The organism is Streptomyces sp. NBC_01788, assembly GCF_035917575.1.
Classification (GTDB): domain Bacteria; phylum Actinomycetota; class Actinomycetes; order Streptomycetales; family Streptomycetaceae; genus Streptomyces.
In genome coordinates this window covers 3,916,967-3,941,725 of record NZ_CP109090.1, presented here as the reverse complement: position 1 = coordinate 3,941,725, position 24,759 = coordinate 3,916,967, and the positions used below count along the sequence as shown (strand labels likewise).

The following is a 24,759-nucleotide window of genomic DNA, read 5'->3' as shown; positions in this document are numbered from 1 at the left end:
TTGTCCTCACGCTTGCGTGCGAATCGGGCGCTCCGGGGTGGTTCGCCGGGTTCCGATGGGCAACTCTGATCTCGCGACGTCGTGAGAAGGCCCGGACGGTCGGCCAACTGTCCAGGCGAAAGCCGTACTTCATGTACTCCCGGCAAGGCAGCCGGCGCGTACCTCGTACTGGAGGAGCAACATGGCAAGCATCCGTACCGCCCGTGTTCTCGCCGCAGCCGCGGCCATCCCCCTCGCCGCGGCGCTCTTCACCGGCGTCGCCGCCGCGGACACGGGAGCCGTCGCGGGCGACGGATCGAACGCGGGCGTCGCCGGCGTCGTCGGCAGCGGGGTCGGCCGTGACAACAGCGGCAACTCGTCCACGACGCAGCAGCAGGCGGTCGGCTCGGGCGCCACGAACCAGAGCAACACCGCACAGGTCAGCCGCTCCGCGTTCACGGCCATCCAGCAGGGCAACAGGAACGTCGTCGTCCACTTCACCCGGCTCTGGTGAGCCGGGGCGGGCCGGCGTGCGATCTGGGGACCTGCCGGCCCTGAACTCCCTGGTGGGTGTGCTCGTGGGGACGTAACACACCTCTGCGCGGCGGTACTTCGGTACCGCCGCGCAGTCGTGTTCCGTGCGGCCGCGGCGCAGTGACCTGCTCGCCCGGAGCGCCGGCCGGGACGTCCCCCAGGGGTGAACCCGCAGTACACGCGCCCCGTTCCTCCACCTACAGGAGGTGCGGCCGGACCCACCCCTACAACCTGAGGCGGACCCGGCTGCGGGACCTGCGGGCGATCCGCGCGAGCGGGTGCCGCTCCTAGCGTGGAGCCATGACCACACCCGTCTGCACCAGCGTGTCGAAAGCCGCCGTTCCGGCGACCGGGACTGCGGCGTACCCGTCCTTCGCGTCGTACGTGCGGGACCGGCAGCCGGTGCTGCTGCGCGCCGCACGATCGCTGACCGCGAACCCGAGCGACGCGGAGGACCTGCTGCAGGCCGCGCTCACCAAGACGTACGTGGCGTGGGAGCGGATCGAGGACCACCGGGCGCTCGACGGCTATGTGCGCCGCGCTCTGCTGAACACCCGCACCTCGCAGTGGCGCAAGCGGAAGGTCGACGAGTTCGCCTGCGACGAGCTGCCGGAGCCGGAGCCGGCGCCCGGCGCGGCCGATCCGGCGGAGCAGCAGGCGCTGCGCGACGCCATGTGGCGGGCGATCATGAAGCTGCCCACCCGGCAGCGGGCGATGGTCGTCCTCAGATATTACGAGGACCTCTCCGAGATCCAGACGGCCGAGGTGCTCGGAGTGTCCGTGGGGACGGTGAAGTCGGCGGTGTCACGGGCGCTCGGCAAGCTGCGGGAGGACCCGGAGTTGGTGCGCGTGCGCTGACACTCGTGGGAACGTTGTGTGATCGATCGTCCCTGGCTAGTGACATACCGCGCGGTATGTGAGCAGAATCGGCGCATCCCTTACCACCGCGTAGCGACGCTGCCCCGGGAGGACGCCGTGCTGAGCACCATGCAGGACGTACCGCTGCTGATCTCGAGGATCCTGGCCCACGGGTCGACGATCCACGGGGCGTCGCAGGTGATCAGCTGGACCGGTGACAGCGAGCCGCACCGCCGCTCCTTCGCCGAGATCGGCGAGCGCGCGGCCCAGCTGGCGCACGCCCTGCGCGAGGACCTCGGGGTCGCGGCCGACGACCGTGTCGCCACCCTCATGTGGAACAACGCCGAGCACGTGGAGGCGTACTTCGCGATCCCCTGCATGGGCGCGGTCCTTCACACCCTCAACCTGCGCCTGCCCGCTGAGCAGTTGGCCTGGATCGTCAACCACGCGGCCGACCGCGTCATCATCGTCAACGGCTCCCTGGTCCCGCTGCTCGGCCCGCTGCTGCCGCACCTGAAGACGGTCGAGCACGTCATCGTCTCGGGCCCCGGCGACCGCACCCCGCTCGACGGCTCCCACGCCCGTGTGCACGAGTACGAGGACCTGATCGCGGCCAAGCCGGTCACCTACGACTGGCCCGAGCTGGACGAACGCCAGGCCGCCGCCATGTGCTACACCTCCGGCACCACGGGCGACCCCAAGGGCGTGATCTACAGCCACCGTTCGGTCTACCTGCACTCCATGCAGGTCAACATGAGCGAGTCCATGGGCCTGACCGACCGGGACACCACGCTCGTGGTGGTCCCGCAGTTCCACGTCAACGCCTGGGGCCTGCCGCACGCCACCTTCCTGTCCGGCGTCAACATGCTGATGCCCGACCGCTTCCTCCAGCCGGCCCCCCTCGCCGAGATGATCGAGCGGGAGAAGCCGACCCACGCGGCCGCCGTGCCCACCATCTGGCAGGGACTGCTCGCCGAACTGACCACCCGCCCCCGCGACGTCTCCTCCCTCACCCAGGTCACCATCGGCGGCTCGGCCTGCCCGCCCTCCCTCATGGAGGCCTTCGACCAGCTGGGCATGCGCGTCTGCCACGCCTGGGGCATGACCGAGACCTCCCCGCTCGGCACGGTGGCCCGCCCACCGGCCCACGCGATCGGCACGGACGAGGAGTTCGGCTACCGCCTCACCCAGGGCCGCTTCCCCACCGGGGTCGAGGCCCGCCTGACCGGCCCCGGCGGCGAACGCCTTCCCTGGGACGGCGAGTCCGCAGGCGAGCTGGAGGTCCGCGGACCGTGGATCGCCGGCGCCTACTACAACGGCCCCGGCGCCGAACCGCTGCGCCCGGCCGACAAGTTCAGCGAGGACGGCTGGCTGAAGACCGGCGACGTGGGCACCATCAGCCCCGACGGCTTCCTCACCCTCACCGACCGGGCCAAGGACGTCATCAAGTCGGGCGGCGAATGGATCTCCTCCGTCGAGCTGGAGAACGCCCTGATGTCCCACCCGGACGTCGCCGAGGCCGCCGTCGTCGCCGTACCCGACGACAAGTGGGGCGAGCGCCCGCTGGCGACCGTCGTCCTCGGGGAAGGTGCCACCGCGGGCTTCGAGGCACTGCGCGCCTTCCTCCAGGAGGAGCGCGGGATCGCCAAGTGGCAGCTCCCGGAACGCTGGACGATCATCGAGACCGTTCCGAAGACCAGCGTGGGCAAGTTCGACAAGAAGGTGCTGCGCAGGCAGTACGCGGCCGGGGAGCTGGACGTCACCCGGCTCTGACCGCGGAGGGGACGGCACGCGCGCGCGTACGCGTACGACGCCGGGCGGGGAGCGAGAAGGCTCCCCGCCCGGCGTCGTACGCGATGTGGCCTGGCCGGTTGGTCAGTTGGTGCCGACGCGGGCCAGCAGATCGACTAGCCGGCTCTGCACCTCGTCGCTGGTGGACCGCTCCGCGAGGAACAGCACCGTCTCGCCCGAGGCCAGCCGCGGCAGGTCGGCCTGGTCGACGGAGGCCGTGTAGACGACCAGCGGGGTGCGGCTGAGCTGCCCGTTCGCCCGCAGCCAGTCCAGGATCCCCGCCCGGCGCCGGTGCACCTGCATGAGGTCCATCACGACCAGGTTCGGCCGGAACTGCCCGGCGAGCGTCACCGCGTCGTTGTCGCTCGCGGCCCGCGCCACCTGTATCCCGCGCCGCTCCAGCGTCGCCGTCAGCGCCAGCGCGATCTCCGCGTGCTCCTCGATCAGCAGCACCCGCGGCGGGTGCTGCTCGCTGTCGCGCGGCGCGAGTGCCTTCAGCAGTACGGCCGGGTCGGCGCCGTAGGCCTCCTCGCGCGCCGCCTGCCCGAGTCCGGCCGTGACCAGCACCGGGACCTCGGCGGCGACCGCCGCCTGCCGCAGCGACTGCAACGCCGTGCGCGTGATCGGCCCGGTCAGCGGGTCGACGAACAGGGCGGCGGGGAAGGCCGCGATCTGCGCGTCCACCTCCTCGCGGGAGTTCACGATGACCGGCCGGTAGCCGCGGTCGCTCAGCGCCTGCTGGGTGGTGACGTCGGGGGCCGGCCAGACCAGCAGCCGACGCGGGTTGTCCAGGGGCTCCGGGGGCAGTTCGTCGTCCATCGGCTGCGGCCGCGGGGGGTCCGCGACCTCCACCGCGCCGCCGGGACCGTCCAGCGGCTCGGGACCCTCGGCGGCGTTCTCGTCCGGGGCCCCGATGGCGTACGACCGTCCGCCTCCCTCGGTGCCGGGCGCCACGACGGGTCCTCCCAGGGAGGGCTGCGCGGGGGGCTGCTCGGCCGACGGGTGCGGGCGGGCCGTCTGTTCCGGCCGCTGTGCCTGCATCGGCGCCGGTGGCGTCGGGGTCTGCTGGGGTGCGGCGGCCGGGTCGGGCCGGGTGCCCAGTTTGCGGCGGCGGCCGGAACCGCCGGACGTCTGCGGGGGCGGCGTGGCGGACGGCGGCTGGGGTGCCTGCGCCTGTGCCGCCTGCCGGACGAACGGCACGCCCTGTCCCAGGGTACGCACGCTGATCGCCCGCCCCTGCGTCGAGTGGGGATCGACGGGCACGGCGGCCTCGGCGGGCAACGGCTGGGCCGCACGCGGGACCGCGGTGCCGAGGCCGGGCTGCTGCCCGGTGGGCTGGGCCTGTACGGCCGGCTGTCCCGCCGCCTGCTCGGGCGGGAGGGCGGTGCCGGCCGGGACGCCGGGAGCGGCAGGGGCTGCCTGCTGGGGAACGGCCTGCGCCGGAGGCATGGGGGCACCGATGGCGTTCGGCGGTACGGGGCCGCCGACCGCGCCGGGCACCGGCTGCGCGGCGGGGACCGGCTGAGCCGGGACGCCCTGCGCGGGAACGGGCTGTCCGGGAAGCGGCCCGGCGGGGGGTTGGGGGGCCGGGGCCTGGGCGCCGGGGCTTTGCACGCGCGCGAGTGCGGGAGGCTGCGGGGGGAGCGGCTGACCGGCGATGCCGAGCGCGGGAGCGGGCGCCGTGCCCGCGGCCCCGTGCTCCGGCGACGGCACCTGTCCGGGCAGGACCGCCTGCCCGGACGGATGCGGCGCGGGCAGCGCCTGCCCGGGAACCTGCGGCGCCGCGCCCGGCTGTCCGGGCACCGCCGGCGGCATGGCGGGGTGGCCGGGCAGCCCCTGGGGCGTGACCGGCTGACCGGGAACCATCTGCGGTGCGGCGGGCTGCCCTGGCACGCCCTGTGGCATGACGGGTTGGCCGGGCAGGCCTTGAAGCGCTGCGGGTTGGCCGGGCTGGCCTTGAAGCGCTGCGGGTTGGCCGGGCTGGCCTTGTGGCGTGACGGGCTGACCGGGGGTCACTTGTGCGGCGGGGGGTTGTCCCGGGACCGCCTGCGGGGCGGGGTGCCCCGGCACCGACTGCGGCTCGGCGGTCTGAGCAGGCAGGCCCTGCGGTGCTGCGAGCTGAGCGGGAACGGCTTGCGGCGCTGCGGGCTGGCCAGGAACGCCTTGCGGTGCTGCGAGTTGCCCAGGCGCACCCAGCGGCATGACGGGCTGTCCGGGCAGGCCTTGAAGCGCTGCGGGTTGGCCGGGCAGGGCTTGCGGCGTGACGGGCTGACCGGGAGTCACCTGTTGCGGTACGGGCTGTCCGGGCACCCCCTGCGGCGCGGCGGACTGAGCAGGAACACCTTGCGGTACTGCGGGCTGGCCGGGGAGCCCCTGCGGCGCCGCGGGCTGTCCGGGCACACCCTGGGGAGCGACCGGTTGACCGGGAGCCACCTGTTGCGGGGTGGGCTGTACCGGTACCCCCTGAGGCACGCCTGAAGGCACGGCAGGCTGACCCGCTCTCACCTGCGGAACGGCCTGCGCGAGCGCCTGGACGCCCCCCGCCGCACCCTGCGCGGGCGCGCCCGGCAAGGGCACGGGAACGGCCCCGGCAGGCGCACCGGGAACACCGGGGGCACCGGCTGCACCAGCGGCCCCTTGCACACCCTGCACACCCGGCGCATCTTGCGCGGGAGTCGCGCCGGTTGCCGCGCCGTCCTGCGGCTGGGCCACCGCCCGCCGCCGGCGTCCCGTCGGCGCGCTCGTGGGATGTGGCTGCGGCGGCGTGTGGTCGTCGGCCTGATCGTGGGACACGGCGTCGTGCTGTCCGTCGCTCCCCAGGGGAACGACGGCAACGGCACCCTGCGCCGCCTCCGGGCCTCCGCCGGGCCGGTCCGCCTCCGCGGGCGGCAGGGCGAACACCGGACGCGGGGCCGCCTCCTGTGCGGCGGCACGCTCGGTGGTAGCGGCCAGGGCGCGCCGACGGCGCCCGCTCGGCTGCTGGGCAGCCACCGCGCTCTCGCCGCCCGTCGCCTCGGTCTGCGCAGCCTCTGCCTGTGCTGCCTCGGGCTGGGCAGCGCCCGCTGCGGGCAGCGCCGCCGGCAGTGCCTGGGGCTGCCTCGTCTCCCGCCGCTCGGCGGACGCGGGCACGCCCTGCGGCGGCACCGTACCGCCGAGTCCCGTACCCGAGGCCGCCGTTCCCGCCGCGTGCTCGCCCGCCATGACCACGGCACCCTCGGACACGCCCGCCGCGTCGTCGGCGGACTGTCCGCGCCGCCGTCCCGTACCGCCGGAGCCGTCCGCGCCCTGGTCCGGAACCTGCCCGGCCTCCTGGGACGGCTCGGCTGCCCGCCGCCTGCGCCGACCGGTCGGAGCCGCCGGTGCCCCGGTGGCCTCCGCGTCGCCGTCGCTCTCGAGGAACGCGTCCGTCGAGGACCGCCGGGCCCTCCGCCGCCCGCCGCTCGCAGGCTGCTCGGGCACAGCGGGCTCCGCGGGGGCGGGCTCCGCCGGAGTCGGAGCCGGCTCCAGGGCCTGGACCAGCGCCGGGGCCGGGGCCGCGACGACGCCGGCACCGCCACCGAGCGGCACCTCCAGGACGTACGCGCTGCCGCTCATGCCCGGTACTTCGTGGGTCTGGAGGACACCGCCGTGCGCCCGGACGATCCCGCGCACGATCGGCTCGTGCACCGGGTCTCCCCCGGCGTACGGCCCGCGCACCTCGATCCGGACGACCTCACCGCGCTGCGCCGCCGCCACCACGACGGTGTTGTCCATGTAACCGCCCGCCGAGACGGGCGAGTTCCCGGTCGCGTCCACGCCGGCGACGTCCGCGACGAGGTGCGCGAGCGCGGTGGCCAGACGCCGCGGGTCGACCTCGGCCTCGATGGGCGGTGCGTGCACGGCGAACTGCACCCGCCCGGGGCCGATCAGCTCGACGGCGCCGTCGACACCGGCGGCGACGACCGCGTCCAGCATCACGTTCGTCCGGATGATCTCCTCGCTGCCGGCGTCGAGACGCTGGTAGCCGAGGACGTTGTCGATCAGCGTCGTGATCCGGGCGTACCCGGCCGACAGGTGATGCAGCACCTGGTTGGCCTCGGGCCACAGCTGCCCGGCGTCGTCGGCGGCGAGGGCCGCCAGCTCGCGGCGCAGTTCGTCCAGGGGGCCGCGCAGGGAGCCGCCCAGCAGGGTCAGCAACTGCTCGTGCCGGCCGGCCAGCGCCTCGTAGCGGTCCTTCTCCCGTTCACCGAGGGCGGCGTAGCGCTCCTCGTTCGCGGCGAGTTGCTCCGCGTGCCGCTCGGTGAGCTCCTCGATCTCGGTGACGTGCTGCTGGCGCAGGGCGGTGAGCTCGGAGGCGTGGTCCTCGGCGAGCTGATCGAGCCGCTCCTCGTGGCGCTGCTCGTCGGCGGCCTTCTCGTCGGCGAGCGCGTCGTAGGGGCGCCGGTCGGTGAAGGTCATCACGGCGCCGACGAGCTGGTCGCCGTCGCGCACCGGCGCGGTGGTCAGATCGACCGAGACCTTGTCGCCGGACTTGGACCACAGCACCTGCCCGCGCACCCGGTGCTTGCGCCCGGAGCGCAGGGTGTCGGCGAGCGGGGACTCCCCGTACGAGAAGGGGGAGCCGTCGGCGCGGGAGTGCAGGACGAGGGTGTGCAGCTCGCGGCCGCCGAGTTCACCGGCCCGGTAGCCGAGTATCTGGGCGGCGGCGGGGTTGACGAGCACGATCCGCCCGTCGGTGTCGGTGCCCACGACGCCCTCGGCGGCGGCCCGCAGGATCATCTCGGTCTGCCGCTGCGAACGGGCCAGTTCGGCCTCGGTGTCGACGGTGCCGGACAGATCGCGGACGACCAGCATCAGCAGTTCGTCGCCGCTGTAGCCGTGGCCGTCGTAGGCCTGCTGGCTGTTCTCCAGATTCGCGCTCGTGACCTCGACCGGGAACTCCGAGCCGTCGGTGCGCCGCGCCGTCATCCGGGTCGGCTTGGTCCGCCCGCGCGGGTCGATGTGGTCGGGCCGCCGCATGGAGCCGGGGATCAGCTTGGAGTCGAACTCCGGCAGCAGATCGAGCAGTCCCCGCCCGACGAGGGCCGTCCCCGGCGTCTCGAAGGCCTCCAGCGCGATGGTGTTGGCGTTGACGACGGTGCCGTTGGCGTTGACCAGCACCAGCGCATCGGGCAGCGCGTCGAGTATGGCAGCGAGGCGAGCAGCGCCTCGGGATGGCCTGCTGCTCACGAGACGCTTCCTCCCTGTCACCGCACCTTGCCGACCGCGGGGGCCATCTTGCCAACCGGCCCGCAGCGTGTCACGCGAGGGAGTCTATGCGCAGAGGTTGCTGCCGCGATGCCGGATGAGAGGGAGGTCGCACGCGGAGTTGACGTCGAACCTGTGACCGGACGATTTGGCTTCGCACGACCTTCGCGAGACCTTTACGCACTCCCTGCCCACGACACCCGCGGTGGACGCCTACGCACCAGTACACGCGCCCACGCGTCGGCCCCAGGCCGCCGCGTGGGCGCGAGACTCCGCGCCCGTCCCCGTCCACCGGCCGGTACGGGGCGCCCCACCCGTTCCTGGCGGTCCCCGCCCACGCGCCGATAGCGGGACTCCGCGTCCGTCCCCTCTTACTGGCCTACAGGCCGGCGCGGGACGCCGTGGTCGGCCTCGGGGCGCTGAGGTCGGGCAGCAGTGGCACGAGCCGGTTCCAGCGGTCGATCCGGCAGCCGTCGCTGCGGTCATAGGTCGCGTCGACGCGGCGTCCGGCCCACGTCCCGGTGATGTGGGCGGTGGCCGGCCCGCCGTACTGCATGGTGCACACGCTGCCGTCGGGCACCGGCGCGAAGGGCTCCTGCCCCCAGCGCGTGTTCCGGTCGAGCACGTCGCAGGCCCGCCGGGCCTCCGGGTGACTGCCCCCGGCCGGGTGGCAGAACAGCCTGTACGTCCCGTCGCGGCCCACTCCCGCGTGCCGGACGGTGACGGTGAGGTGGTCGCCTGCCCGGTCCTCGGCCCGGACGGGCGGCGGCGCCGCGGCGGAGGCGGCGGGCACGGCCGATACCGAGGCGAGCCCGGCCAGTACGGCGGAGGCGCCGAGGGCCAGCGTCCGCGCGAGCGCGGAACGCCGCACGGGGAAAGATCGGGTCTGCGTCATGCCCGGACTAACGCCTCGTGCCCCGGGACGTTGCGCCCCGTCCGGCACCCCGGCCACCGGCCGGCCCACGCCGGCAGAACGGCTTTGCCCTGGGCCCCACCGGCCTAGTACCGTAGGGGGCGATTGGTGACACCCCACTCGGCTGTGTCATCATCTGCACGCACCACTCGCGCGCTCGCGTGAGCGGTAGTGCTGGAGGCGTCGCCTAGTCCGGTCTATGGCGCCGCACTGCTAATGCGGTTTGGGCCTTAAAGCCCATCGAGGGTTCAAATCCCTCCGCCTCCGCGCATGATCACCGAAGCCCCGGTCTCTCCCGACCGGGGCTTCGGCGTTACCGGCTCCGGCTCGCTTTCAACCTTGTTTCCGCAGGTCACAAGGGGTGGGGGGAATGGATTTCACATGGCGGCGGCAGTCATGTAATGTTCTTCCTGTCGCCGCGAGGGGCCCAGAAGGGACCGAAGCGAAGACGAAAAGCAGAACAAGCACTCGTAGCTTAACGGATAGAGCATCTGACTACGGATCAGAAGGTTGCAGGTTCGAATCCTGCCGAGTGCACACAGGTCAAAGGCCCCTCAGGATCATCCTGAGGGGCCTTTGACATCAATGGCTGACATCAACGCAGCCCGAAGTGACGATTACTCCTCGGCGTGCGGCTCCTGATCGCCGTCTGATTCCTCCGCCGGCTCGTCCAGGCCCAGTGCGTCGTCCATCCGGGCGGCGGCGGCCCGGAGCGTCGTGCTCATCACGTGCGCGTAGGTGTCCAGCGTCATCGTGATCGTGCTGTGCCCGAGCGTTTCCATGATTGTGCGAGCGTCCACGCCCTGGGCGAGCAGCAGCGACGCGCACGTGTGTCGGAGGTCGTGCACCCGCACCCGTCGTACGCCGGCGTCCCGGCACAGGATGGTGAGCATCCGGTTCAGGCCGCGAGCATCCGGGACAGGCGCCGGTTGTCGAGCGGCTTGCCGTGCAGGTCGGCCCACGGGGCATCGTCCAGGGCGTTGAGCCGGTCCAGGATCGCGACGGCGGGCAGACGGTCGATGCCGGTCAGGACGTGGTCGCGCAGGTCGGTGAGCAGCCGGACGCCGATGCTGCCCTTGTCGTTGGCGCGGGAGGCGGTCACGAGGGTCACGCACGCGGCGCGGGCCCGCTCGGGCCAGTGGCCGCCGATGGCGTCGGCGATGGCGAGCAGCGGTTCCCACACGTCGGCCGGCCGGTCGGTGACGCCGTCGGGCATCTCCGGCCAGGCGCCCATGACGAAGCCGCGGGCGTGTTCGGCCCATGCGGCAAGCCGGTCGGGGAGCTTGTGGCCCTCGGCCTCGTGGACGCGGGCCCGGAAGGGCTCCACCTTTTCGTTCCGTGCGCGCCGGCGCATGCGGATGATGACGGAGCGGCTGAGGATTGTGTCCGGGAGCGAGCCGAGTCCGGCGACCGCGACGGCGCAGTAGGAGGGGAACGCCTGCACGGTCTGCTGTCCGCCGTCGCCGATACACCGGTAGGTGACGCCGGTACGCCGGTGTCCGGCGTTCAGGAAGCCGCGCAGCTCCTCGTTGTCCCCGGCCTTGGGGCCGAAGACGGTGTCGATCTCGTCGAAAAGGATCGTCGGCTTGCCGTTCCCGCTGGACACGCTGCGGAACAGGGCTGCGACGGACGCGTTTACGGCCGTCATGGGCTGCGGCACGAGCGTTTCCACGATCTCCAGCGCCCGCGTCTTCCCGGACCCGGGCTCGAACGCGGTGCATCCCAAACCGGTTATGACGGGATCCCGCTGAGTTACTCCTTCAGGCTGTCGTCATCGTCCTCAATTGGCGTGTCGGGAAACACCGCATGGCCGCCCCGTTACCGTGCGGGGGTCGACCACAAAGGACTGCCCGGCGGTTGGCGGGTAAGGGCTCCCTCAGCCGCGTACCGGCGTAGCCCGATCGAGAGGATCTGGACCTTGAGCGATTTTTCCCGCCGCTACCTGCTCAGGGCGTCAGCGGCCGCCGGCGCCGGGGCGATCGTCGTCCCGGGCCTTACGGCCGCAGGCGCGCCGGACATTGCGGCCGCGAGCACCTCGGGCCTTCTGGCCGCGGGCGACCCGGCTAAAGGGTCGTCGGGATGTCCGCCGGCGAAGCTGACTGGTCACGTCGTCCGCCCCGGTGACGCCTCGTACACGGATGACCGCATCGACTACGACCAGCTGTTCTCTCACTACCCGCTGGTCATCGTCTTCGCCCAGAAGACCCAGGACGTGGTGAACGCCCTCACCTGGGCGCGGCAGCACAACGTCGCACTGCGGGTACGCAGCGGCCGCCACGCCCTTGAGGGCTGGTCGAACATCGACAACGGCATCGTGATCGACGTCAGCCAGCTCAAGTCGGTCCACATCGACACCGACGCTCGTATCGCGACGGTCGGCGCCGGCCTGACCCAGTTGGAAGCGGTGACGACGCTCGCCAAGCGGGACCTCGCGGTCACGACCGGAAGCGAGGGCAGCGTCGGCTTGGTCGGTGCGACGGTCGGCGGCGGCCTCGGCCCCCTCAACCGCTGGCTCGGCATGGCCTGCGACAGCCTGATCGGGACCGAGGTCGTCGTCCCGTCGGGTCGCGACTGCGCCAAGGTGATCCATGCCGACCTGAAGGACCACTCAGACCTGCTCTGGGCGCTCCGTGGGGCGGGAAACGGCAACTTCGGAATCGTCACGCAACTCACCTACAAGGTGCACCCGCTCAAGCGCATCGCCTATGTGCAGGCGACCTGGGACGGCCTTACGGACCTGCATGGGATCTTCGATGCATGGCAGCGTACGGTACCGTTCGCCGACAACCGCCTCGGATCCGAAGTCGAAATCCACAAGTCGCAGATCCTGCTGTTCGCGTGGCTCGCGGAGGGCACGGCGGCAGAGGCCAGAAAGATGCTGGCCCCGATCCTGTCGATCGGCACGCCCGATGTGAAGGTGCAGGTCGGTAACTGGGGCCCCATCTTTGCCGGAGCCCAGGTCCCGCGCTCGCAGGAGCCCGCCAACGTGAAGTTCTTCTCGCAGTTCGCCAAGAAGCTGTTCCCGAAGAAGGCGATCGACGTCATCGGCTACTACATGCGAAACGCTCCCACGGAGGACAGCAACTACTTCGTCGATGCCTTCGGCGGGGCGATCAAGAAGGAGCCCCGCGGCGGCACCGCGTTCGTGCACCGCGACGCGATCTTCTACGGCGAGATCGGCGCAGCCTGGGGGACTCCTTCAACGACACCAGGCGTCTGCGACCCGCTCACCTCGACGTGCCAGGCCTGGACCGCCGAATTCAGCCAGGCGATGCGCAGCTTCGTGGACGGCGCCTACGTCAACGTGCCGAACGTCGGCATGCAGGAGTGGGAGACCGCCTACTGGGGGAGACGCCACTTCGAGCGGCTGCGCGAGATCAAGGCGAAGTACGACCCCTACAACGTCTTCCAGTACGAGCAGAGCATCCCGCCCGCGTCACGCTGATCGACAGTTCGCCGTCGGGGCCCCGCTACGGTCAGGCTCGGCCTTTCACGCAGAAGGGCCCGTGCAGTCGAAGGGGTGTCGTTAGCCTCGATCTTGCATGAGGGATCGTCAGCTTGCTGACGATCCCTTTGCTCGTTCAGAGTGAAGATTTCTGCTTGCGGGCAGGGCTGATGGTCCGGCTGTCGTGCCGGGTGGGCGCCGGGTTCCACGGCTCCGGTTGTGATGGTGCTGGTAGCAGGGATGGGATGCTGCTGGTCAGCCAGGGTTGGGCAGAGCTTCGAGCCGGTCGAGGGCGATCTGGATGATCTCCAGCCAGATCTGGCTCTGGGGCGTGTCGTGCAGGGCAGGTTGCGCAGGCCGGTGGAACGGGCGGCGCGGATGCGGTCCTCGGCGCGGACGCGCGGTGCTGACATCAGCAGCTGACATCAACAAGCGCGGACAGCGGTGCATAGTCACGGACGGTTACCTGAAGCAAGGTGCGACGTTGGTGCATTGGATGGCTTCTGCGACTTGATCGACTGCGACCTGCACGCGCCTACGGATCAGAAGGTTGCAGGTTCGAATCCTGCCGAGTGCACAGCACGCCAGAAACCCTGTGGAGTGATCCACAGGGTTTCTGGCGTTTGTCCTGACGGCAGTGGCCGACGGCGACCGTGTTCGGGGGTGGGCTCACTTCCTGGGCGTTGCCCGGCCGAGGAGCCACAGGGCAGTGATCAACGCGATCGGATAGGCGGCCGCCGACCACGGCTGCGGCACCCAGTGCTGCGCTCCCACCACCAAAGCGGCGAGGGCGAGCCAGCTGAAGAACAACCACGGCCGTTTGACCACTCCGCCGCAGACCGCCTGCCATCGGCTCCCGAAGCTCTGCCTGCCCGCAGACTCACCAGGCCGCGCTGATCCCATAGCCGGAGCCTAACCACTCGCAGCGAACCAGGAGTCCCTCGCGGACCGGTTGACCGTCCGTGACGCCTTCGCCCTGGGAAGAACGCGCCGCGCTGCCCGACCACGCAGCGCAGCCGTGGAAGCAACACCGCCCCGCAGACCGAATACCATCCGAATACCAGCGCTACGACCTCAACGGCTGGCGCCTGGGACCGAGGTGCCTCCCCCAGAGCGGGCCCTCGGCCGGATGCTGAGGGGCTATCAGCGCACCGACGACACCTCGGCGTACTGGTTCCTCGGGTGCTACTGGCAGACGGATCCCAGGACGGGGAAGTCGGGTTGGTGGTACCCCGCGCTCGCGGTCGGGGTGTTGTCAGTGGGGCCCCGTACTCTCGCAAGGGATGACGCGGGTGTGGAAGTGCTCGGGGATGCGGTGGTCCGCGGACGGTCCTGTGCTGGTGTGGGACGGCGGGCGGCCGAGTGCGCTGCCGTGGGGGAAGCGGGTGGCCTTCGAGGTCGCGGAAGGGGGAGTGCGTACATGCGTGGGAGCGCGGGGGCACGCGTGTCCGCTCCGGGCGGCGGTGCCGAGGCGGAGCGCGGGGGCGCGGTGCGAGGAATGTGCCCGGCTGGACCGGGCGCACTCCGTTGCAGCGGACACGTTCGCGGACGACCCGCGGCCCTACCACGTATATCTGGCGTGGTTCGGGCCCGGCATGGTCAAGGCCGGGATCACGGCCGTCGAGCGGGGCTCGGCGCGGCTGCTTGAGCAGGGAGCCGTCTGCTTCAGCTGGCTGGGCGCGGGTCCGCTCATGGCGGCGCGGCGAACCGAGGAGCTGCTGCGCGCCGCGCTCGGGGTCCCGGACCGGATTCCGTACGCCGAGAAGCGGGCCGTACGGTCCGCGCTGCCGGTGACCGAGGCCGAGCGGGCCGCCGAGATCGAAGAGCTGCACGCGCGGGCCACCGCGCTCGGCGGCTGGCCGGAGTCGCTGGAGCGTGAGCCCTTCCGGCCCGTCGACCACGCCGGGATCTTCGGGCTGACCGATCTGCCGGCCGCCGTGGGCGCGGTGACCGAACTCGTCGCGGGCGGGATGGTGAGCGGCGAGCTGATCGCGGCCGCCGGGCCCGATCTGCACCTGGTTGCCGGTGGCGGGGTCGTCGTGCTCGACACCCGGCTGATGGCCGGCTGGGAGCTGCGGCCCGCCCACGGTGTGGGATTCACCATGCCGGTACGGGAGTTGCGGAATCCGGCGGGCATGGAGGGCGGGCGGCAGAACGGGCTGCAGGACGGCTTGTTCTGAAGCCCGCGGGACGGAAGTGCCCTGCCACGAGGGAGACTTCCGGACCGCCGGGGCCTCAGGGGCCGCTGCGGTCGGGACACGTGGCTCCCAGGCTCTTCCTGAGAGCCGCCTGTGGGTTTCTCAGAGAAATCACAGACAGGTGAAAGTCTGCTCTCAGAGGCTCCCTGAAGGCTGTCCCCCATGACCACGACCTCGCCCCAGGGGCACACCGAACTGCTGAGGCCGGACGGGAGCCCCGTCCGGGTGCTTGTGGTGGACGACGAGGAGTCGATCACCGATCTGCTGTCCATGGCCCTGCGCTACGAGGGCTGGCAGATCCGCAGCGCGCGGGACGGGCAGGGCGCCGTCCGGACCGGGCGAGAGTTCAGGCCCGACGCCGTCGTCCTGTCCATGACGCTGCCCGACATGGACGGCCTCACCGTCCTGGGCCGGCTGCGCGGCGAACTGCCCGGGGTGCCCGTCCTCTTCCTGACCGCCAAGGACGCCGCGGAGGACCGCGTCGCCGGGCTGACCGCGGGCGGGGACGACTGCGTCACCAAGCCGTTCGGCGTGGAGGAGGTCGTCGCGCGGCTGCGCGGGCTGATCCGGCGCTCGGGTGCCGCCGACCGGCGCTCCGCTTCCGTGCTCGTGGTCGGCGACCTCAGCCTGGACGAGGACAGCCACGAGGTGTCGCGGGGCGGGGAGGACATCCACCTCACCGCCACCGAGTTCGAGCTGCTGCGCTTCCTGATGCGCAACCCGCGGCGCGTGCTCAGCAAGGCTCAGATCCTGGACCGTGTCTGGTCGTACGACTTCGGCGGGCAGGCCAACGTCGTCGAGCTGTACATCTCCTACCTGCGGCGCAAGATCGACGCCGGCCGGGAACCCATGATCCACACTCGGCGGGGGGCCGGTTACCTGATCAAGCCCGCCGCGTGAGGGGGCGCCTCGCGCCGCGCCGTTGAGGTCCGTCCGTCGCCGCGCTGAGGTCCGTCCGCCGCCACCCAAGCCGCCGGAGGGCCGTACAGACGGCCCTATACGGTGTATAGCATGTCGACGACCTCGCCGGAGCAGACCTCCTCCCCGGCCGCCCAGGGCCACCCCCAGCGCTGGCTGATCCTCGGCGTCATCTGCCTCGCCCAGCTCACCGTGCTGCTGGACAACACCGTCCTGAACGTCGCGATCCCGTCCCTCACCCGTGAGCTGCGCGCGGCCACCTCCGACATCCAGTGGATGATCAACGCGTACTCGCTCGTGCAGTCCGGGCTGCTGCTGACCGCGGGCAGCGCCGCCGACCGGTACGGCCGCAAGAAGATGCTGGTGGCGGGGCTGGTCCTGTTCGGCATCGGTTCGCTGGCCGCCGCGTTCGCCGACTCCACCGGGCAGTTGATCGCCGCCCGCGCGGGCATGGGCGTCGGTGGCGCGCTGCTGCTGACCACCACGCTCGCCGTGGCGATGCAGATCTTCGCCCCGGCAGAGCACCCCAAGGCCATCGGCATCTGGAGCGCGGTCAACGCCCTCGGCTTCGCGATCGGCCCGCTGATCGGCGGCTTCATGCTGGACCACTTCTGGTGGGGCGCGATCTTTTTGATCAACCTGCCGGTCGCCCTGCTGGGCCTGGTCGCGGTCCTCGTCCTCGTCCCGGAGTCCAGGAACCCCCGAGGCGACCGGCCCGACCTGCTCGGCGCGTTGCTGTCCACGATCGGCATGACCTCGCTGGTCTACGCGATCATCTCGGGCCCCGCGCACGGCTGGACGTCGACGCGGGTGCTGGTCACGGCGGCCGTGGCGGTGGCGGTCCTGGCCCTTTTCGCGCTCTACGAGAGCCGGATCCCGTATCCCATGCTCGACATGCACTTCTTCCGCGACCGCCGCTTCACGGGCGCGGTCGCCGGGGTGGTGCTGATCACCTTCGGCATGGGCGGCGCGCTGTTCCTGCTCACCCAGCACCTTCAGTTCGTCCTCGGCTACGGCCCCCTGGAGGCCGGACTGCGCACCGCGCCGCTGGCCCTGGCGGTGGTGGCGCTGAACTTCACCGGACTCGCGGCCCGGTGGACGACGCGGCTGGGCACCCCGGCGGCGGTCGGTCTCGGCATGGTGCTGATGTCCGGCGGGCTGGTGTCGATCGCCACGCTCGCCTCCGGCGGATACGCAGGCACCCTGCTGGGACTGCTGCTCATCGGCGTGGGCTGCGCGATCGCCAACCCGGCCATGGCCCACGCCATCATGAGCGCGATCCCGCCGGCCAAGGCGGGCGTCGGGGCGGGCATCAACGGCACCCTGGCGGAGTTCGGCAACGGGCTCGGGGTGGCCGTCCTCGGAGCGGTGCTCAACTCCCGGTTCGCGGCGGTGTCCCTGCCGGTGGCCCTGGCCGCCGCCGGGTCGGCCGCGGAACGGAGGCAGGTGACCGACGCGTTCTCCGCCGGGCTCGGGACCAGCCAGCTCGTCGGAGCGGTGGCCGTGCTGCTCGGCGGTCTGCTGGCCGCCGCGTTGCTCCGCCGCGCCGAGCGGGCAGACTCGGGGTTGGTGGTGGCCCACTAGTTGGGGTCTTTCGTTCGGATCAGGCCGGATCAGGGCGCGGTGCCAGGGCCCGTGAGCCCGGCATGATCCAAACGAGCGGCCCTGGGGCCTCTCTCGTGCGGCACCGCCCTGCGCGCCCCGCGGGCGCGTCGGTACGGCCGGCGGTTCAGGAGTCGAGGAAGGTGCGCCATGGTGAAGGCAGCCCAGGGAGCCAAGGGCGCGGCGCGGACCAGCGTCTGGCTGGAGGGCAAGGCGCCCCGCGGCGGGCGCGGCGGGCAGCCGTCCGGTCTCGACCGGGAGCGGATCACCGAGGCCACGGTGCGGCTGCTGGACGCGGAGGGGCTGGCGAAGTTCTCGATGCGCCGGCTCGCCGCCGAGCTGAACGTGACGGCGATGTCCGTGTACTGGTACGTCGACACCAAGGACGACCTGCTCGAACTCGCCCTCGACGCCGCCTTCGGCGAGCTGCGGCTGCCCGAGCCGGACGAGGAGGCGGACTGGCGCGAGCAGTTGCGCCGGCTCGCCGCCGAGTACCGGGCGCTGCTTGTGCGCCACCCCTGGCTGTCGCCGCTCGCCGGGACGTTCCTCAACATCGGCCCGAACTCGCTCGCCTTCTCGGGCACGGTGCAGCGGATCATCCGCCGTACCGGACTGCCCGAGCAGCGGCTGACCGGGGCGATCTCCGCCGTCCTCCAGTTCGTGTACGGCTACGGCACGATCGAGGGCCACTTCGTGGCCCGCTGCGCCGAGGCGGGCATGCCCCCGGACGACTACTTCCGGCACGCGATGAGCGCGGCGACCCGCGCCCCGGACGCCGCGGAGGTGCTCCGGGAGTCCGCGATCCTCATGGCGGCCCGCGGCGGCGACACGGTCGCGGAGATGCTGGACCGCGACTTCGCCTTCGCCCTGGACCTGCTGGTCGCCGGCATCGAGGCGATGGTCGCCCGCGACTGACCACCCCTGTGGCTGACCGCGCCCGCCGCCACGTGTGCGGCTGACTAGGCGTCGCCCGGCGCCAGCCGGGCCGGGAACCCGCCCGTCGCCACAGGGCCCCAGCGCCGTGGAGTGATCCGGATGATCGACTTGTCCTGCCGGACCATCGCCTCCCGGTACTCGTCCCAGTCCGGGTGCTCGCCCGCGATGTTGCGGTAGTACTCCACCAGGGGTTCCACGCAGTCCGGCGCGTCGATCACCTCGGCCGTTCCGTCGATCTGCACCCACGGCCCGTTCCACTCGTCGCTCAGCACGACGATGCCGACCCGTTCGTCCCGCTTGGCGTTGCGGGTCTTGGCCCGCTCCGGATAGGTGGAGACCACGATCCGCCCCGAGTCGTCGACTCCGCAGGTCAGCGGTGAGGCTTGCGGGCTCCCGTCGGAGCGCCGGGTCAGCAGCAGGGCGCGGTGGCGGGGGCGTACGAAGTCCAGCAGTTCATCCAGCGAGACGCGGGTGTTGGTCGCGATGTCCGGTGCCATGCCCGCAGCCTAGGGGCTGCCCTGCGCCGACGGCGGCTTCGACGCCGGTTCGCGGGGCGGAGGCCGACCGTCAACCAGGCGGAACCTGCTGGGTGGGACGAGATAAAGTTCTGTTCGTCCTGTGCTCGCAGTCGGGAATGTGCTGCGGAGCTCTCCTGCGCATGGCCGTTTGGCCGTGCATGCCGAAGAGGTTCGTGGTGCCTGCGTCCGACTTTTCTGAATTGCCCCGTTTTCCGGGGGATCTTGAGCTGGCCGAAGCCCTGACGACGGCGGCTCAGCAACTCCACGACACGGCCACCCCGCACAGCACCATGCGAGCCGCCGTACGGCTCGCCGTGGGCCTGCTGCCGGGCGCCGAGCACGCGGGCATCTCGGTGCTGGAGCGCGGCAGCGGCCGCAGTGCGGTCGCCTGGACCGACGAGGTCGTGCGCACCGCCGAGGCGTCCGGTGACGGGGGCGGCCCGGAGTCGTACTGGGACCATCTGTGGCATGCGCCTGTCGTACACCTGGCGGACAGTGAGGCGGAGAACGGCGGCGCGTCGCTGGCCGGTCTGGGCCTGCGCTCCGCGCTCGCGCTGCGGCTGCGCGCCGACAAGCGGCGGCTGACCGTGCTCACCGTCTACGCCCGCAAGCCGGGCGTCTTCGACGACGCCGCGACGCGCGTCGGACGGCTGTTCACCGCGCACGTCAGCCTCGCCCTGGACTCGGTGACCGTGCGCGAGCAGCTCACCGAGGCGATGCGCACCAGGGACCTGATCGGCCAGGCCACCGGGATCCTCATGGAGCGGCTGAACATCGACGCGGCGGAGGCCTTCGACAGCCTGGTGCGCGCCTCGCAGCGGGAGAACGTCAAGCTGCGCGACCTCGCCCGCCGGATCGTCGATGCGAACAACGCCACATGAACGACCATGAGTTGATTGGCGACAGGGGGACACACGCAACCCCATGAGCCCCGAGACGACCCCTGACCCGCTGGAGCGGGCGATCGTACGCAGCGGCGGTCTCGACACGCTGCTGCGTGATCTGACCGACCGTGCGGTCGAGGACGTGCCCGGCGCCGCCGCGTGCAGCATCACCGTCCGCCGCGACGACCGGCTGCTGACCCTGGCGGGCAGCGGCGGCCTGCCCGGCGGCCTCGACCTGCGCCAGTACGAGAACAGTGACGGCCCGTGCGTCACCGCCGCCGAGACCGCAGTCGAGCAGTACGCGCCCGACCTGGCCGCCGAGACCCGCTGGCCCGCGTACACGCCGTACGCGCTGTCCGTCGGGGTGCGGTGCGTACTGGCGCTCCCGCTCGTCGTGACCGGTGAGACGGGCGCCGCGATCAACTTCTACGGCGCCGAGCCCGGCGCGCTCCGGGCTGGCCGGCACAAGGCCCGTGCCTTCGCCGCCCGCGCCGCGGACGCCGTGGACCTCGCCCTGCGCCTCGAACGCGACCGGGCCGCCGTGCCCGACGTGCGCACGGCGCTGCTGTCCCGCAGCGTCATCGACCAGGCGATCGGCGTTCTGATGGCCCGGGAACGGGTCGACGCGGGCAGGGCCCTGGAGCGGCTGCGCCGTATCTCCCAGCACCGCAACACCAAGCTCCGCGACCTGGCCGCCGACCTGGTCTCCCGTGTCACGGACACCGGCCGCCCGCCGCCGGGCGGCCGGTAGGGCGGGCCGAGGGTCCGGTGGACCACGCCGACTACGCCGCGGGGAGCACGGTGCCCTGGACCGCCTGGATGTCCAGTTCGACCCGCAGGGTGGTGCCGATGGCCGCGATACCGGCCTGGAGGACCTGGTTGTAGTTCATGGCGAAGTCCTCGCGGCGCAGCTCGGTCGTCGCGCGGAAGGCGGCGCGGGTGCCGCCCCAGGGGTCGGCGCCGGTACCGAGGTACGCGAGGTCGAGGTCGACCGGGCGGACCACGCCGCGCATGCCCAGCTCGCCGTGGACGGTCCAGCGGTCGGAGCCGGCGGCGGTCACACCGGTGGAGCGGTAGGTGATCTGCGGATGCCGCTCGACGTCCAGGAAGTCCGGGGACTTCAGGTGGCCGTCGCGCATGTCGTTGCCCGTGTCGATGGAGCCGGCGCGGATGACCGCCTCCACCCGGGACCTGGTGACGTCGTCGGGGGCGATCTCGACGGTGCCGGCGAAGTCCGTGAACCGGCCGCGCACGCTGGAGATCCCCAGGTGCTGGGCGATCGCGGCGACCGAGGAGTGCGCCGGGTCGATGGTCCACGGCCCCGGCGGGGGCAGCTCGGCGCCGCCCTGCCGGGCCAGCGTCACCGCGCCGACCTCGGCCCGGCCGCTCGCGGTGACGATCGCGCTGGAGGCCGCGGGCGCGTACCCGACCGCTGTGACGATGACCGTGTACGCGCCCGGTGCCAGCGCCGTCGTGTCCCGTACGGCGCCCTCCGCGTCGGCCTCGGCCCGCAGCACCTGCGTGCCCGTCATGTCGGTCATCGTGACGACCGCGTGCGACACGGCCCATCCGTCCCGGGTGCGGATCCTCGCGGTCAGTCCCATCCCGTTTTCTCCCTGCGCAGCCTTGCAAAATGGTCGGAAGGCGACCGGCCCGCGGCGCGGCGCGACTCCCCTCGGAGCGCGCCCCGCCACGGGCCGGACCGTGACCCGGGATCCCGCCCGGGCCTCATGGGCACCCTGGCCCGGGGCTACTCGCCCGGGTGGGCGAGCTCGATGTCGTGGTCGTCGACACCGCGGTTGGTGACCGTGAGGGCGGTCGCCACGGGCGGGTAGCCCGTCGCGATGACGGTGTAGTCACCGCCGTTCAGATCGGTGAAGGCGTACGCCCCGTCCGCGCCGGTGGTGGATGTGCCGACCACGTTGCCCGCCGCGTCGACCAGGGTCACCCTGGCGTCCGCGAGGGGCCCGTGCGGAGCGCGGACCACGCCCTGGAGTTGCGCCCCGGCCTTCAGGTCGATCTCGACCCGGGTGACCCCGGTGCCGCCGACCTCGACCGGCAGCGCGCGCGGCCGGTACCCGGCGGCGTTCACCGCGACGGTCACCGCGCCCGGCACCAGCTCGGCGAAGGAGAACTCGCCGCTCTCCCCGGTGGTCCCGGTGGCCAGCAGGTCGCCGCGGACATCGGTGACGATCACCATGGCGTCCTGCACCGGCAGCCCGGACCCGGCGGCGCGGACCACACCGCCCAGCCCGCTGGTGCCGCTGAGCAGGATGTCGTACGCCACCGGCTCGCCACTCACGACCACGGTGGACGCCTGCGGCTGGAAGCCGTCGGCGGAGGCGATCAGGACGTACGAGCCCGCGCCCGGCGCGTCCACCGCGTAGGCGCCGTCGGCCTGCGCGACCGACCGGCCGAGCTGGCGGCCCGCCAGCGAGATCAGCGTGACCGCGGCCTGCGGCACCGGCGCGCTCTCCACGCCCCGGACGAAGCCGTGCACCGGAATCCCGCCGCCGGCACCGGCACCCGGCGCACCGGGTGCCACCGTGGCGACGGCGGTCAGGTGCTGCGTGCCCTCGGGACCGGTCCCGGCGCCCTCGGCGGGGGAGGCGGCCATCGCCCAGCTGGGCACCCGCTCCCCGGCGGAGCCGGCCGCGGCCTCGGAGGGCAGGGCCTCGGCGACGACGGGGGCGGCGGCCGGGTCGACCGGCGCGGACTCGGCCTCGGCGCTCTGCGCCATCCCGCCCTTGGTCCGCAGCGGGACCTCCTTGATGAACAGCGTGATCAGGAAGGCCACCGCCGCCAGCGCGGCGGCGATCAGGAAGATGTCGGCGATGCCGTGCCCGTAGGCGCTCTCCATGACCGTGCGCAGCGGCTTGGGCAGCGCGTTCATGTCCGGGATGGTGTCGCTCGAGCCGGAGGCGGACATGGCGGCCGCGTACTTCGGGCTGAGGTCGGCCAGGCCGTCCTTGACGTAGTCGGTGATCCGGTGGGCCATCACCGCGCCGAGCGCGGAGACGCCGACCGCACCGCCGAGGGAACGGAAGAAGGTGACCGTGGAGCTGGCCGAGCCGAGGTCGCTCGGGGCGACCTGGTTCTGCGTGCACAGCACCAGGTTCTGCATCATCATGCCGATGCCGAGACCCAGCAGGGCCATGAAGACGGCCGTCTTCCAGTACTCCGTGTCGTAGCGGATGGTGCCGAGCAGGCCGAGACCCGCCGTCACCAGCACGCCACCGCTGACCAGCCAGCCCTTCCACCGGCCGGTACGGGTGATGAACTGCCCGGAGAGGGTGGAGGAGACGAACAGACCGCCGATCATCGGGATGGTCATGACGCCCGACATCGTCGGGGACTTGTCGCGGGCGAGCTGGAAGTACTGGCTGAAGAACACGGTGCCGCTGAACATCGCGACACCGACGAACAGCGAGGCGAGCGACGCCAGCGTGATGGTGCGGTTGCGGAACAGGCGCAGCGGGATGATCGGCTGGCTCGCCTTCGCCTCGACGAGCACGAACAGCAGGCCGAGGACGATCGAACCGGCCACCATCGCGTACGTCTGCCAGGACAGCCACGCGTACTTGTCACCGGCGAAGGTGACCCAGATCAGCAGCAGCGACACGGCGGCGGAGATCAGGGACGCGCCGCCCCAGTCGACCTTGACCTCGCGCTTCACCACGGGCAGGTGCAGGGTCTTCTGCAGGACGATCAGCGCGATGACCGCGAAGGGCACGCCGACGTAGAAGCACCAGCGCCAGCCGAGCCAGGAGGTGTCGGTGATGACACCGCCGAGCAGCGGGCCGCCGACGGTGGCCACGGCGAAGGTGGCGCCGAGGTAGCCGGAGTAACGGCCGCGCTCGCGGGGCGAGATCATCGCGGCCATGACGATCTGGGCGAGGGCGGACAGACCGCCGGTGCCTATGCCCTGCACCACACGGCAGGCGATCAGCATGCCCGGGTTCTGCGACAGGCCCGCGCAGGCCGACGCCAGGACGAAGATGACGAGCGCTATCTGGACGAGCGCCTTCTTGCTGTAGAGGTCGGCGAGCTTGCCCCACAGGGGAGTGGCCGCGGTCATCGACAGCAGGGCGGCGGTGACCACCCAGGTGTAGGCGGACTGGCCGCCGCCGAGGTCACCGATGATGTGCGGCAGCGCGTTGGAGACGATCGTGGACGACAGGATCGCCACGAACATGCCGAGCAGCAGCCCGGAGAGCGCCTCCATGATCTGCCGGTGCGTCATCGGAGCGCTGCCGGAGGAGCCTCCCCCGTGCTTGGCGTGAGCCCGCACACCGGCTGGTGTGGTCGTTGCCATGGGCTTCCTTTTTCTTACGTGCTTGCGGGTGTACGGGTGGTGTCGGGGGCAACGGGCGCGGGGATCCGGGCCGGAGCGGAACGGCAGTCGCCGAAGCTGTCGCGCAGGCGCGTCATCAGCCGGATCAGCTGGCCGACCTCGTCGTCGGTCCAGTCGCTCAGCCGCTCGCTGAGCAGGCGGGTGCTCCGCCGGGTCAGCTCGTCGAGCTGGTCGAGGCCCGCGGGCGTCAGGCGCAGGATGCGCGAACGCTTGTCCGCGGGGTCCGGGATCCGCTCGATCCAGCCGCGCGCGGCGACGTGCGCGACATGCCGGCTGGTCACCGACATGTCCACGGCGAGCAGCTCGGCGAGCCTGCTCATGCGCATGTCCCCGTGGCGGCCGAGAAGGGTCAGCACGGCGGCCGAGCCGGCCGGGCAGTGGGGCGGCAGTATCCGCCCCATGTCCCGTTTCACGGCACCGACGGCACTGAGCTGACGCGCAAGTTCTTCGTACTGCGCCTGCTCGGCCATCACACCTCCCCGAATTCGTTGCTCGGGGCAACCGTAGAGGTGGTTGGTTGCCGCAGGCAAACAAATCGGGCCCTGGTGGCGCAAAAAGTTGGCAAAGGCAAGTATTGGCTAATGTAAATCCGCAGGTGAGGTG

Annotated in this window: 18 protein-coding genes, 2 tRNA genes and 1 pseudogene; 12 read left to right on the top strand and 9 right to left on the bottom strand. The window is 72.0% G+C overall.

Going from position 1 to position 24,759, the window contains the following annotated elements; genetic code table 11:
- The first annotated feature begins 181 nt into the window (after positions 1–181).
- From OIE49_RS17895 to OIE49_RS17885, 3 genes are all read left to right on the top strand, one after another.
- On the top strand, positions 182–493 hold the full coding sequence (locus OIE49_RS17895; RefSeq protein WP_100570455.1) for a hypothetical protein: 312 nt from the start codon (positions 182–184) through the stop codon (positions 491–493).
- Between the two features lie 320 nt (positions 494–813).
- Positions 814–1,371 carry a SigE family RNA polymerase sigma factor gene (locus OIE49_RS17890; protein ID WP_326803195.1) on the top strand — a complete coding sequence of 186 codons (558 nt, stop codon included), beginning with the start codon at positions 814–816 and terminating at the stop codon, positions 1,369–1,371.
- 117 nt (positions 1,372–1,488) lie between these two features.
- Positions 1,489–3,144 (top strand): long-chain fatty acid--CoA ligase, encoded by a 1,656-nt coding sequence (locus OIE49_RS17885; RefSeq protein ID WP_326803194.1) that lies wholly within the window; start codon positions 1,489–1,491, stop codon positions 3,142–3,144.
- Between the two features lie 102 nt (positions 3,145–3,246).
- Here the strand turns inward: OIE49_RS17885 and OIE49_RS17880 are convergent, their stop codons facing one another.
- Positions 3,247–8,370 (bottom strand): hybrid sensor histidine kinase/response regulator, encoded by a 5,124-nt coding sequence (locus OIE49_RS17880; protein WP_326803193.1) that lies wholly within the window; start codon positions 8,368–8,370, stop codon positions 3,247–3,249.
- Positions 8,371–8,767: 397 nt separating this feature from the next.
- Positions 8,768–9,283 carry an SSI family serine proteinase inhibitor gene (locus tag OIE49_RS17875; protein WP_326803192.1) on the bottom strand — a complete coding sequence of 172 codons (516 nt, stop codon included), beginning with the start codon at positions 9,281–9,283 and terminating at the stop codon, positions 8,768–8,770.
- 194 nt (positions 9,284–9,477) lie between these two features.
- Between OIE49_RS17875 and OIE49_RS17870 the strand changes: the two genes are divergently transcribed.
- Both OIE49_RS17870 and OIE49_RS17865 read left to right on the top strand, forming a co-directional pair.
- Positions 9,478–9,568, top strand: a tRNA-Ser gene (locus OIE49_RS17870).
- Between the two features lie 197 nt (positions 9,569–9,765).
- Positions 9,766–9,838 (top strand) — tRNA-Arg (locus OIE49_RS17865).
- Between the two features lie 80 nt (positions 9,839–9,918).
- On the opposite strand, the gene OIE49_RS17860 is transcribed toward OIE49_RS17865, so the two are convergent.
- Both OIE49_RS17860 and OIE49_RS17855 read right to left on the bottom strand, forming a co-directional pair.
- Positions 9,919–10,194, bottom strand: a complete 276-nt coding sequence (locus tag OIE49_RS17860) for a tyrosine-type recombinase/integrase (protein WP_326803191.1) — start codon at positions 10,192–10,194, stop codon at positions 9,919–9,921.
- A gap of 11 nt (positions 10,195–10,205) precedes the next feature.
- A pseudogene (locus OIE49_RS17855) lies at positions 10,206–11,009 on the bottom strand (DUF3631 domain-containing protein); the annotation flags it as partial.
- Positions 11,010–11,219: 210 nt separating this feature from the next.
- Here OIE49_RS17855 and OIE49_RS17850 point away from each other — a divergent pair.
- On the top strand, positions 11,220–12,746 hold the full coding sequence (locus OIE49_RS17850; protein WP_326803190.1) for an FAD-binding oxidoreductase: 1,527 nt from the start codon (positions 11,220–11,222) through the stop codon (positions 12,744–12,746).
- 669 nt (positions 12,747–13,415) lie between these two features.
- Here the strand turns inward: OIE49_RS17850 and OIE49_RS17845 are convergent.
- On the bottom strand, positions 13,416–13,556 hold the full coding sequence (locus OIE49_RS17845) for a hypothetical protein (RefSeq protein WP_326803189.1): 141 nt from the start codon (positions 13,554–13,556) through the stop codon (positions 13,416–13,418).
- Positions 13,557–14,029: 473 nt separating this feature from the next.
- Between OIE49_RS17845 and OIE49_RS17840 the strand changes: the two genes are divergently transcribed.
- The 4 genes from OIE49_RS17840 to OIE49_RS17825 all read left to right on the top strand — a co-directional run bounded on the left by OIE49_RS17840 (position 14,030) and on the right by OIE49_RS17825 (position 18,379).
- On the top strand, positions 14,030–14,926 hold the full coding sequence (locus OIE49_RS17840; protein WP_326803188.1) for a DUF2797 domain-containing protein: 897 nt from the start codon (positions 14,030–14,032) through the stop codon (positions 14,924–14,926).
- A 180-nt stretch (positions 14,927–15,106) separates the two neighbouring features.
- Entirely contained in the window at positions 15,107–15,844 is a 738-nt protein-coding gene (locus OIE49_RS17835; protein ID WP_326803187.1) for a response regulator transcription factor, read from the top strand.
- A 111-nt stretch (positions 15,845–15,955) separates the two neighbouring features.
- Positions 15,956–17,446, top strand: coding sequence for an MFS transporter (locus OIE49_RS17830; protein ID WP_326803186.1), 1,491 nt, complete (start codon positions 15,956–15,958; stop codon positions 17,444–17,446).
- Positions 17,447–17,614: 168 nt separating this feature from the next.
- On the top strand, positions 17,615–18,379 hold the full coding sequence (locus OIE49_RS17825; RefSeq protein ID WP_326803185.1) for a TetR/AcrR family transcriptional regulator: 765 nt from the start codon (positions 17,615–17,617) through the stop codon (positions 18,377–18,379).
- 44 nt (positions 18,380–18,423) lie between these two features.
- Here OIE49_RS17825 and OIE49_RS17820 read toward each other — a convergent pair whose 3' ends face one another.
- The gene (locus OIE49_RS17820) at positions 18,424–18,897 is read right to left on the bottom strand and encodes a PPOX class F420-dependent oxidoreductase (protein WP_326803184.1); all 474 of its coding nucleotides are present in this window, start codon (positions 18,895–18,897) and stop codon (positions 18,424–18,426) included.
- A gap of 179 nt (positions 18,898–19,076) precedes the next feature.
- Between OIE49_RS17820 and OIE49_RS17815 the strand changes: the two genes are divergently transcribed.
- Together OIE49_RS17815 and OIE49_RS17810 are read left to right on the top strand one after the other, a co-directional pair.
- Positions 19,077–19,799 carry a GAF and ANTAR domain-containing protein gene (locus OIE49_RS17815; RefSeq protein ID WP_326806260.1) on the top strand — a complete coding sequence of 241 codons (723 nt, stop codon included), beginning with the start codon at positions 19,077–19,079 and terminating at the stop codon, positions 19,797–19,799.
- 43 nt (positions 19,800–19,842) lie between these two features.
- The gene (locus OIE49_RS17810; RefSeq protein WP_326803183.1) at positions 19,843–20,553 is read left to right on the top strand and encodes a GAF and ANTAR domain-containing protein; all 711 of its coding nucleotides are present in this window, start codon (positions 19,843–19,845) and stop codon (positions 20,551–20,553) included.
- 31 nt (positions 20,554–20,584) lie between these two features.
- On the opposite strand, the gene OIE49_RS17805 is transcribed toward OIE49_RS17810, so the two are convergent.
- From OIE49_RS17805 to OIE49_RS17795, 3 genes are all read right to left on the bottom strand, one after another.
- Entirely contained in the window at positions 20,585–21,406 is an 822-nt protein-coding gene (locus OIE49_RS17805) for a YceI family protein (RefSeq protein WP_326803182.1), read from the bottom strand.
- A 146-nt stretch (positions 21,407–21,552) separates the two neighbouring features.
- Positions 21,553–24,117, bottom strand: coding sequence for an MFS transporter (locus tag OIE49_RS17800; RefSeq protein ID WP_326803181.1), 2,565 nt, complete (start codon positions 24,115–24,117; stop codon positions 21,553–21,555).
- Positions 24,118–24,131: 14 nt separating this feature from the next.
- Positions 24,132–24,626, bottom strand: coding sequence for a MarR family winged helix-turn-helix transcriptional regulator (locus OIE49_RS17795; protein ID WP_326803180.1), 495 nt, complete (start codon positions 24,624–24,626; stop codon positions 24,132–24,134).
- Positions 24,627–24,759 lie beyond the last annotated feature (133 nt).

Coding starts and splice junctions, on each gene's coding strand:
- OIE49_RS17895 (WP_100570455.1), top strand. CDS start 182: ATGGCAAGCATCCGTACCGCCCGTGTTCTCGCCGCAGCCGCGGCCATC.
- OIE49_RS17825 (WP_326803185.1), top strand. CDS start 17,615: ATGGTGAAGGCAGCCCAGGGAGCCAAGGGCGCGGCGCGGACCAGCGTC.
- OIE49_RS17805 (WP_326803182.1), bottom strand. CDS start 21,406: ATGGGACTGACCGCGAGGATCCGCACCCGGGACGGATGGGCCGTGTCG.
- OIE49_RS17810 (WP_326803183.1), top strand. CDS start 19,843: ATGAGCCCCGAGACGACCCCTGACCCGCTGGAGCGGGCGATCGTACGC.
- OIE49_RS17795 (WP_326803180.1), bottom strand. CDS start 24,626: ATGGCCGAGCAGGCGCAGTACGAAGAACTTGCGCGTCAGCTCAGTGCC.
- OIE49_RS17820 (WP_326803184.1), bottom strand. CDS start 18,897: ATGGCACCGGACATCGCGACCAACACCCGCGTCTCGCTGGATGAACTG.
- OIE49_RS17890 (WP_326803195.1), top strand. CDS start 814: ATGACCACACCCGTCTGCACCAGCGTGTCGAAAGCCGCCGTTCCGGCG.
- OIE49_RS17860 (WP_326803191.1), bottom strand. CDS start 10,194: ATGCTCACCATCCTGTGCCGGGACGCCGGCGTACGACGGGTGCGGGTG.
- OIE49_RS17815 (WP_326806260.1), top strand. CDS start 19,077: ATGCCGAAGAGGTTCGTGGTGCCTGCGTCCGACTTTTCTGAATTGCCC.
- OIE49_RS17800 (WP_326803181.1), bottom strand. CDS start 24,117: ATGGCAACGACCACACCAGCCGGTGTGCGGGCTCACGCCAAGCACGGG.
- OIE49_RS17840 (WP_326803188.1), top strand. CDS start 14,030: ATGACGCGGGTGTGGAAGTGCTCGGGGATGCGGTGGTCCGCGGACGGT.
- OIE49_RS17835 (WP_326803187.1), top strand. CDS start 15,107: ATGACCACGACCTCGCCCCAGGGGCACACCGAACTGCTGAGGCCGGAC.
- OIE49_RS17830 (WP_326803186.1), top strand. CDS start 15,956: ATGTCGACGACCTCGCCGGAGCAGACCTCCTCCCCGGCCGCCCAGGGC.
- OIE49_RS17875 (WP_326803192.1), bottom strand. CDS start 9,283: ATGACGCAGACCCGATCTTTCCCCGTGCGGCGTTCCGCGCTCGCGCGG.